This window comes from Thermodesulfobacteriota bacterium (assembly GCA_040756475.1).
Taxonomy (GTDB): domain Bacteria; phylum Desulfobacterota; class Deferrisomatia; order Deferrisomatales; family JACRMM01; genus JBFLZB01.
This window is the reverse complement of sequence record JBFLZB010000212.1, coordinates 1-7,496: the sequence shown is the minus strand read 5'-3', so window position 1 is coordinate 7,496 and position 7,496 is coordinate 1. Positions and strand designations below refer to the sequence as shown.

Below are 7,496 nucleotides of genomic sequence, written 5' to 3'. Positions count from 1 at the left end.
TCCAGGTCCTCCTCGACCAGGGCCGCAAGTCCCTGGGCATCCAGCGCTACAAGGGCCTGGGCGAGATGAACCCCCAGCAGCTCTGGGAAACCACCATGGACCCGGAAAAGCGCGTCCTCCTCCAGGTAAAGCTCGAAGACGCCGTAGCCGCCGAAGAGATCTTTACGATCCTCATGGGTGAGAACGTGGAGTCCCGAAAGGACTTCATCCGCACGCACGCCCTCGAGGTCAGCAACCTGGACGTGTGAAACTCTTCTTCTTGTTGTTGTTGTGCGGGAGCTGGCCAAACCGGGCTAGGGGGGCTGTGGTGTCAACCGTCTATCACGCCAAATACTGGGCGCACGCCCTCACCCTGAAGGGCTCTTCGGGGAGCATCGACTCCCTGTCCCGCTCCATCGCCAACGCGCGCGTCGACCTAAACCCCCACCAGGTCGATGCCGCCCTGTTCGCCGTCCGGTCCCCCCTCAGCAAGGGCGTGCTCCTCGCCGACGAGGTCGGCCTCGGCAAGACCATCGAGGCCGGGCTCGTCATCGCCCAGCGGTGGGCCGAGCGCCGCCGCAAGGTGCTCCTCATCCTGCCGGCCACCCTGCGCAAGCAGTGGCAGCAGGAGCTGGAGGAGAAGTTCCACCTCCCGACCCTGGTCCTCGAAGCCCGCCAGTTCAACCGGCTCCAGGCCGATGGCCACGGGAACCCGTTCGACCAGCCGGGCCGCCTGGTCCTGTGCTCCTACCACTTCGCCTCCAGCAAGGCCGAGCTCGTCCGCCGCGTCGGCTGGGACCTGGTGGTGATCGACGAAGCCCACCGTCTGCGCAACGTCTACAAGCCGGCCAACAAGATGGCCAAGGCGATCGCGGGGGCGGTGGAGGGATGCCACAAGCTCTTGCTGACGGCCACGCCCCTGCAGAACACCCTGCTGGAGCTCTTCGGCCTGGTCAGTGTCCTCGACCCACACGTGTTCGGCGACCAGAAACCCTGGAGGGGACGGAAATGAAATACCGCAATTGTCTGACGTAGCTGAAATCATGCTAGGAGCCCTAAAGGGGGACACTCGGGCAGAAGAGCGTTGAGGCCATGAACGGGCCTGGATCGCAGGGAGGAGCCGGTGCGCCACCGGGTGGCATGCTGCGCGGTGCTTCCCAGGAAGCGCCGGGCGTGGTCCACGGCGTGGCGGGCGGGAAGATCGAGGGGCACCCGGTCATGGGTAGCCATCGGGTCGGGTTGACCGGCCGGACCCGGGCGGGGTTGGGGCGTCGAACGGGGTGGAGTCCGCCGGCGGCGGGGCAGGGGCAGCAGCGCTCGACGCACGGGTTGCGGGGAGCAGGAACCTTGGGAACCTTTGCAGCGTGCCGACCGGGAGACGGGGGCCGGTGGGCCGAATCGGTGCTGGCGGGACCGACGGCGGCGGTCCCAGCGGCGGCGGCGGTGCCCGGCGGCATCGGCAGCGTGGAAGAGGAACAAGAACTCGAGGCCGTGAACGACTGGATGGAAGCGCGCGGTCTGCCGCCCGGCACGCTGCTCTTCGACTTAGCCGACCCCGAAACCGGCGAGCAGAAGGCGGTGTTCGACCTGGCCTGGCCCAACGGCATCCAGGAAGGGCTCAGTGAGCCGGTCGCCGTGCTGCGGAACGAAGAATCCGAGACCATCGCTATCGCCAGCCAGGCGGGGTCTCGCTGCTTCACGGCGGTTGCCGAGTTCCAGCGCTAACGTGCTCGCGGAGATCCTGGTGGAGGAGACGGCGGCGTGACTGCGGGTCAAACCACGCGCATCACTCGCCCTACCACCGCCTCACCGACCAGACCCTGCACACCGCTCTGGCCGACTTTGTGGACCCGAAGCTCAAGGCGGTGCGAGCCGAGATCGGCGCCCTGCGCGAGGGCGCGGGGTCCCGGGCCCGGCTGGAGGAGCTGCTTGATCGCGAAAAGGAGCTGGAGGACTTCCGGGCCGAGATCGAGCGCATCATCAAGCTCCCCTGGAAGCCAAACCTGAACGACGGCGTGCTCATCACCGCGAGCCCCTTGTGTTCCACGTGGCACCGTTGCGTCATGGCGTGAGACGGTTCTGCACGTGGTTCCGGCCCGCTGCCTGCCGACTCAGAGAAGGTTCCTTGACCGGATGTCGGTCCTTACTTAGGATGTGTCGTAATACTCCTGCTGAGAGGTAAGTGTCATGTTGACGACCGTGACCACTAAGGGACAGGTAACGATTCCAAAGGTCATCCGCGATTTTCTTCGGGTCCAGCCCAACGACCGGGTCGACTTTGTGGTGGAGGGCGGCCAGGTGGTGGTCCGGCCCGTGAAGACCTTGAAGGACCTGCGCGGGGCCGTGACAGCGGCCGGTCCCGGCGACTTCGAGGCAGAGCGGGCCAACGCCAAGGCCGCCGTGGGCAAGCGGGTGTCGGAGGAGATGTCGTGACCCGGGTGTTCGTCGACACGAATCTCTTCCTGCGCTACCTGACGAACGACGACCCGACCAAGGCGGACCGGGTCGAGCAGCTCCTGAACCAGGCGGCGGCCGGAGAGGTCAGGCTGGTCACGGCGGAGATGGTGCTGGCCGAGACAGTCTGGGTTCTGGAGTCGAGCTACGGCCTCGGGCGCGCCCAGGTCGCTCCCCTTGTGCGGGGCATTCTGGCGACTCCGGGCCTGGAGGTAGTTAACGGGAGCCTCGTCGCCCGGGCCCTGGACCACTACGAGACCCTGAACGTCGACTTCGTCGACGGCTACATCGCCGCGGTCATGGAGAAGCAAGGCATCGACGAGCTGTACTCTTTCGACAAGAAGCACGCGTCGAGGCTCAAAGGGGTCCGGCGGCGGGAGCCCTGAGTGGGGAAGGCAGGGCCCGCGGTCGAGGAGCGCCTCCGCCAGGTCGGGTCGTTACGGCCCAGGGCCCGTGACCACTGTCCTTAAGAAACTTTGGAGGCAGAAAGTTTCATAACGCCCGGCGCTGCTAAAGGATCCTTTCGCAGAGTCCAACCAACACAGCGAGTCACCGGGGTGCAGCACCTTGAAGCGAACGATCCCGGGAAACCCTGGAGGGAACGTAACTGAAATACCGCAATTGTCTGACGGGACGTAGCTGAAATCATGCTAGGAGTCCTAAAGGGGGTGCTCGGGCAGAAGATCGTTGAGGCCATCAACGGGCCTGGATCGCAGGGAGGAACCGGTGCGCCGCCGGGTGGCATGCCGCGCGGTGCAGCGCTGGAAGCGCTGGGCTTCGTCCACGGCGTGACGGGCGGGAGGGTCGAGGGGCACCCGGGCTCTCGAGCGGATCGGGTCGCGGTGGCCGCCTCGACGTGGCCGAGCTGGGGCGTCGAACGGGGTGGAGTCCGCCGGCGGCGGGGCGGGGGCCACTTCGCGCCGCGCACGGGCTGCGGGGCGCAGGAAACTTGGGAACCTTTGCAGGGTGCCGACCGGGAGGCGGGGGCTGGTGCGCCGAATCGGTGCTGGCGGGGCCGGGGGCGAGGTGAGAGAATCGCGGCTTTGGCGGGGGGAGCACGTTCGGGTGGGTATCTTCTCCCAAGCTGAGGCGGCGTGGTCATGGGGCTACCGGGGTTCTTCTCGCCTCGCTCTGGTCAGGGCTGGCCGGCGGCGCGGATTGGCGCGGCTGTCGTGGCCCTGGCGCTGTGCGTCACCGGCTGCCTGGCCGCTCGCCCCTTCGATGAGGAGCGGTGGCGGGAGCAGGCGGAGGGGGCGCGGGTGGAGGACCTGTATGCGCCCAACCGGGACGCTTCGGGGCGGTTCTTCAACCCCTGGCTGCCCCAGGAGAAGTCCGGTTGGGACTTCTGGCGCTGGAAGCTCTCGCGCCGGGCGGCGGTGGCGGAAGCCGCGGAAGGGTACTCCGGGGGGGCGGGGCCTGCGCCCGTGCCCAACGACGGGGCGTACCTGGGGGACCCGAGCCAGCCCGCCTCCCTCACCCACGTGGGCCACGCCACCTTCGTCCTTCACTGGGGCGGCCCGGTGATCGTGACCGACCCCTTCTTCAGCAACCGGGCCGCGATCGTTCGGCGGCTGGCGCCCCCTGCCTTCGGGCCTGAGGCCATCCCCGACGGCGCGGTCGCCATCGTGAGCCACAACCACTACGACCACCTGGACGCCGAAAGCGTGGCCGCCCTGGGAAGCGGGGCGACCTTCCTGTGCCCCACGGGGCTCGGGGCGTTCTTGCGCGAGAAGGGCGCCGAGCGGGTCCGGGAGCTCGGCTGGTGGGAAGCGGCGGAGGTGGGCGGCAGCCGGTTCACCTGCCTGCCCGCACAGCACTGGTCGCGCCGCCTGGGGCAGGGGCGAAACGAGACCCTCTGGAGCTCCTGGCTCCTAGAGCGGGACGGCCGGCGCGTCTACTTCGGCGCGGACTCGGGCTACTTCGTGGGATACCGGGAGCTCGGGCGCCGCTATCCCGGCATCGACGTGGCGCTGCTGCCGATCGGCGCGTACCTGCCCCGATGGTTCATGCACTACGCCCACATGGACATCCCCGAGGTGCTCCGGGCCTTCGACGATCTGGGGGCTCGGCGCCTGGTCCCGACCCAGTGGGGGGTGCTGCCCCTGGGGGACGAGCCCCCGAGCTGGCCCGCAGTGGAGCTTCGTCGCGCCGCGGCGTCCCGGCCCGACCTCGCGGACCGGGTCGTCATCCTCCCCGTGGGGGGGCGGCTGCTCCTGGACGGCGGGGGGTGAACCGGAATGCACCGGCACCGCCACGCACCGATGCCCGAGGGGGACTCCGGCGGGCGCGTCCCCCTGCTGGGGAGCGCCCTGTGGGAACTTCTTCCCTTTGTGCGGCCCTACCGGCGCCGGGTGGCCGTGGGGCTGGCGACCAACGTGCTGGCGCGCTTCTTCGACCTCCTGCCCATGGTGGTGGTGGGCAAGGTGGTGGACGCGGTGGTGCGCGGGGAGGCGGGGTCGGCGGGAGCCGGCGCGTTTGCCCTGTACGGCCTCGCGGTGCTCGCCACCTTCGGGGGGCTCGCCCTTTTCCAGAGCACGAGCGACTACGCCTGGGACACGCTGGCCCAGATGGTGCGCCACGACCTTCGGGTGCGCCTCTACGAGCACCTGCAGCGCCTGGAGCTGTCGTTCTTCGAGGAGCGCCAGACCGGCGACGTGATGGCGGTGCTCTCCAACGACGTGGACAATCTGGAGAACTTCTTCTCGGATGCCACCACGAGTTCGGTGCGCATCGTCATCACCTTCGTCGGGACCTACGGCTTCCTGCTGTGGCTGGACTGGCGGCTTGCGGCGCTGCTCTTCGCTCCCCTCCCGTTTGCCGTGGTGGCGGTGCGCTTTTTCGCGACGCGGGTGCAGCCCCAGTACCGGCGCTCGCGCCAGGCGGTGGGGGCCATCAACAGCGTGTTGGAGACCAACCTCCAGGGCATGGGGGTCATCCAGGCCTATACCGCCGAGGCCCAGCAGGCCGAGCGGGTGCGGGAGCGGTCGGCGGAGTACCGGGACGCCGCGGTCCAGGCCGTCCGGGAGCGCGCCAAGTTCATCCCGCTCATCTACTGCATCGCAGGGTGCGCGTTCGCGGCCCTCATCGGGGTGGGAGGGTGGCTCACCTTCGGCGGCCACGGGCCCAGCGTGGGCGACTACACCACCTTCGTGCTCTTCGCCATGCGGCTGGTGCTGCCGCTCTTCGTCTTCGGCATGCTCATCAACCAGTTCCAGCGCTCCGAGGCTTCGGCCCGCCGCATCGCCGAGCTCCTGGGGACCCGGCCGAAGATCGCCGACCGGCCGGACGCCGCCCCCCTGGACCGCCCGCCCCGCGTGCTGGAGTTTCGCAGCGTGCGGTTCGCCTACCCCGGGCGCCCCCCGGTCATCAACGGGGTCGATCTGAAGCTAGAGAGGGGCAAGGTGGTGGGGGTGGTGGGACCCACGGGTGCCGGCAAGAGCACCCTGGTCAAGCTCCTCCTGCGCTACTACGAGCCCCAGGGGGGAGAGATCGCCGTGGACGGGCGGTCCCTGGGAAACGTTACCCTGGCGAGCCTGCGCCGGCACGTGGGCTACGTCTCCCAGGATGCATTTCTCTTCTCCGGCACGGTGGCGGAGAACATCCGCCTGGGCTTCCCCGAGGCTCCGGAGGAGGCCCTGCGGGAGGCGGCCCGCATTGCCGGGGCTGACGAGTTCATCCGCCTCTTGCCCGAAGGGTACGAGACGCTGGTGGGAGAGCGCGGCGTCAAGCTCTCCGGGGGCCAGCGACAGCGCATCTCCCTTGCGCGGGCGGTTCTGCGGGCTCCCCCGGTCCTCGTTCTCGACGAGGCCACCTCTGCCGTGGACACCCGCACCGAGGCCCTCATCCAGGAGAACCTGCATCGGTTCCGGGAGGGGCGCATGACCCTGGCCGTGGCCCACCGGCTCTCCACCGTGCGCCACAGCGACGAGATCCTGGTGCTGGTGGACGGGGTCGTGGTGGAGCGGGGCACCCACGACCATCTCCTGGCGACCAGCGGGGTCTATGCGGGCCTCTGGGCCGTGCAGAGCGGCGAGGGGGCCCCGGACGCGGCCCTCGCATCGCCCGGTTGACCACGGCCGGGCCGTGTCCCGGGCGGCGCCCGGATTAGCGCGCCGTCCAGCCCAGGTCCATCAGGTGGGCCGCCCCCGTGAAGGACCGGGCCTTGTCCGAGGCCAGGAAGAGGGCGAAGTCCGCCACCTCCTCGGGTTCGATGAGCCGCTTGATGGCGGCGGGCTCGAGCATGATCTTCTGGATCACCTCGTCGGGGCCGATGCCGTGGGTCTTGGCCTGGGCCTCGATCTGCTTCTCCACCAGCGGCGTGCGCACGTAGGCCGGGCAGATGGCGTTGACGGTGATGCCGTGGGCCGCCACCTCCAGGGCCACGGTGCGGGTCAGCCCGATGAGGCCGTGCTTGGCCGAGATGTAGGCGCTCTTGAAGGGGCTCGCCACGACCCCGTGGAGGGACGAGATGTTGACGATGCGCCCCCACCCCTTGGCCTTCATGCCGGGCACCAGGTGCTTGGTGAGCTGAAAGGGGGCGATGAGCATCACCTGGATCATCCTTGCCCACACGTCTTCGGGGAAGTCCTCCACCGGCGACACGGTTTGAAAGCCCGCGTTGTTCACCAGGACGTCCACCGCTCCCCTCACGGCGAGTGCATCGAGCGCGAGGGTTCGTACCGCGTCGATGCTCGAGAGGTCGGCCTGAAGGAAGGTGCCGCCCACGGCCCGTGCCACGGCCGCCCCCTCGGCCTGCACGTCGTGCACGATCACGTGGGCGCCCTCCCGGGCAAACGCCTCGGCGCATGCCCTTCCGATCCCGCTCGCGGCTCCGGTCACCAAGACGGCCTTTCCCTTCATGATTTACCTCCTTCCTCGTTCGAGCCCTGCGATTCGTGTGGATTCGCGTAGCGGCTGAGAGCTCGGGAATACGGCCGTTTCACCCGTAGGGGCGCACAGCGTGCGCCCGCCCTCGGGTCCACCCCGAACCCTCCGGGCGCACGCTGTGCGCCCCTACGCGCCCAGACGCCGGGGTTCGCTCCCCAGCGGGTCCACCCACACGA

9 protein-coding genes are annotated in these 7,496 nt (G+C 69.1%); 8 read left to right on the top strand and 1 reads right to left on the bottom strand.

Annotated elements, in window-relative coordinates; genetic code table 11:
- The 8 genes from AB1578_20470 to AB1578_20435 form a co-directional block, all read left to right on the top strand.
- Positions 1-248, top strand: a 248-nt coding sequence (locus tag AB1578_20470) for a DNA gyrase subunit B (protein ID MEW6490270.1), incomplete at its 5' end; no start/stop codon positions are given.
- Positions 249-307: 59 nt separating this feature from the next.
- Positions 308-991 carry a DEAD/DEAH box helicase gene (locus AB1578_20465; GenBank protein MEW6490269.1) on the top strand — a complete coding sequence of 228 codons (684 nt, stop codon included), beginning with the start codon at positions 308-310 and terminating at the stop codon, positions 989-991.
- Positions 992-1,422: 431 nt separating this feature from the next.
- A complete protein-coding gene (locus AB1578_20460) occupies positions 1,423-1,704 on the top strand; it encodes a hypothetical protein (GenBank protein ID MEW6490268.1) in 282 nt (93 codons plus the stop codon).
- 119 nt (positions 1,705-1,823) lie between these two features.
- On the top strand, positions 1,824-2,051 hold the full coding sequence (locus tag AB1578_20455; GenBank protein ID MEW6490267.1) for a hypothetical protein: 228 nt from the start codon (positions 1,824-1,826) through the stop codon (positions 2,049-2,051).
- Positions 2,052-2,166: 115 nt separating this feature from the next.
- Complete coding sequence (locus tag AB1578_20450; protein ID MEW6490266.1) at positions 2,167-2,412, top strand: AbrB/MazE/SpoVT family DNA-binding domain-containing protein; 246 nt, start codon at positions 2,167-2,169, stop codon at positions 2,410-2,412.
- Positions 2,409-2,819, top strand: coding sequence for a type II toxin-antitoxin system VapC family toxin (locus tag AB1578_20445; GenBank protein MEW6490265.1), 411 nt, complete (start codon positions 2,409-2,411; stop codon positions 2,817-2,819). The genes AB1578_20450 and AB1578_20445 overlap by 4 nt, the downstream gene beginning before the upstream one ends.
- Positions 2,820-3,533: 714 nt before the next feature.
- Complete coding sequence (locus AB1578_20440) at positions 3,534-4,664, top strand: MBL fold metallo-hydrolase (GenBank protein ID MEW6490264.1); 1,131 nt, start codon at positions 3,534-3,536, stop codon at positions 4,662-4,664.
- 6 nt (positions 4,665-4,670) lie between these two features.
- Entirely contained in the window at positions 4,671-6,503 is a 1,833-nt protein-coding gene (locus AB1578_20435) for an ABC transporter ATP-binding protein (protein ID MEW6490263.1), read from the top strand.
- A gap of 34 nt (positions 6,504-6,537) precedes the next feature.
- Here the strand turns inward: AB1578_20435 and AB1578_20430 are convergent, their stop codons facing one another.
- Entirely contained in the window at positions 6,538-7,293 is a 756-nt protein-coding gene (locus AB1578_20430; protein ID MEW6490262.1) for a 3-hydroxybutyrate dehydrogenase, read from the bottom strand.
- Positions 7,294-7,496: the final 203 nt, after the last annotated feature.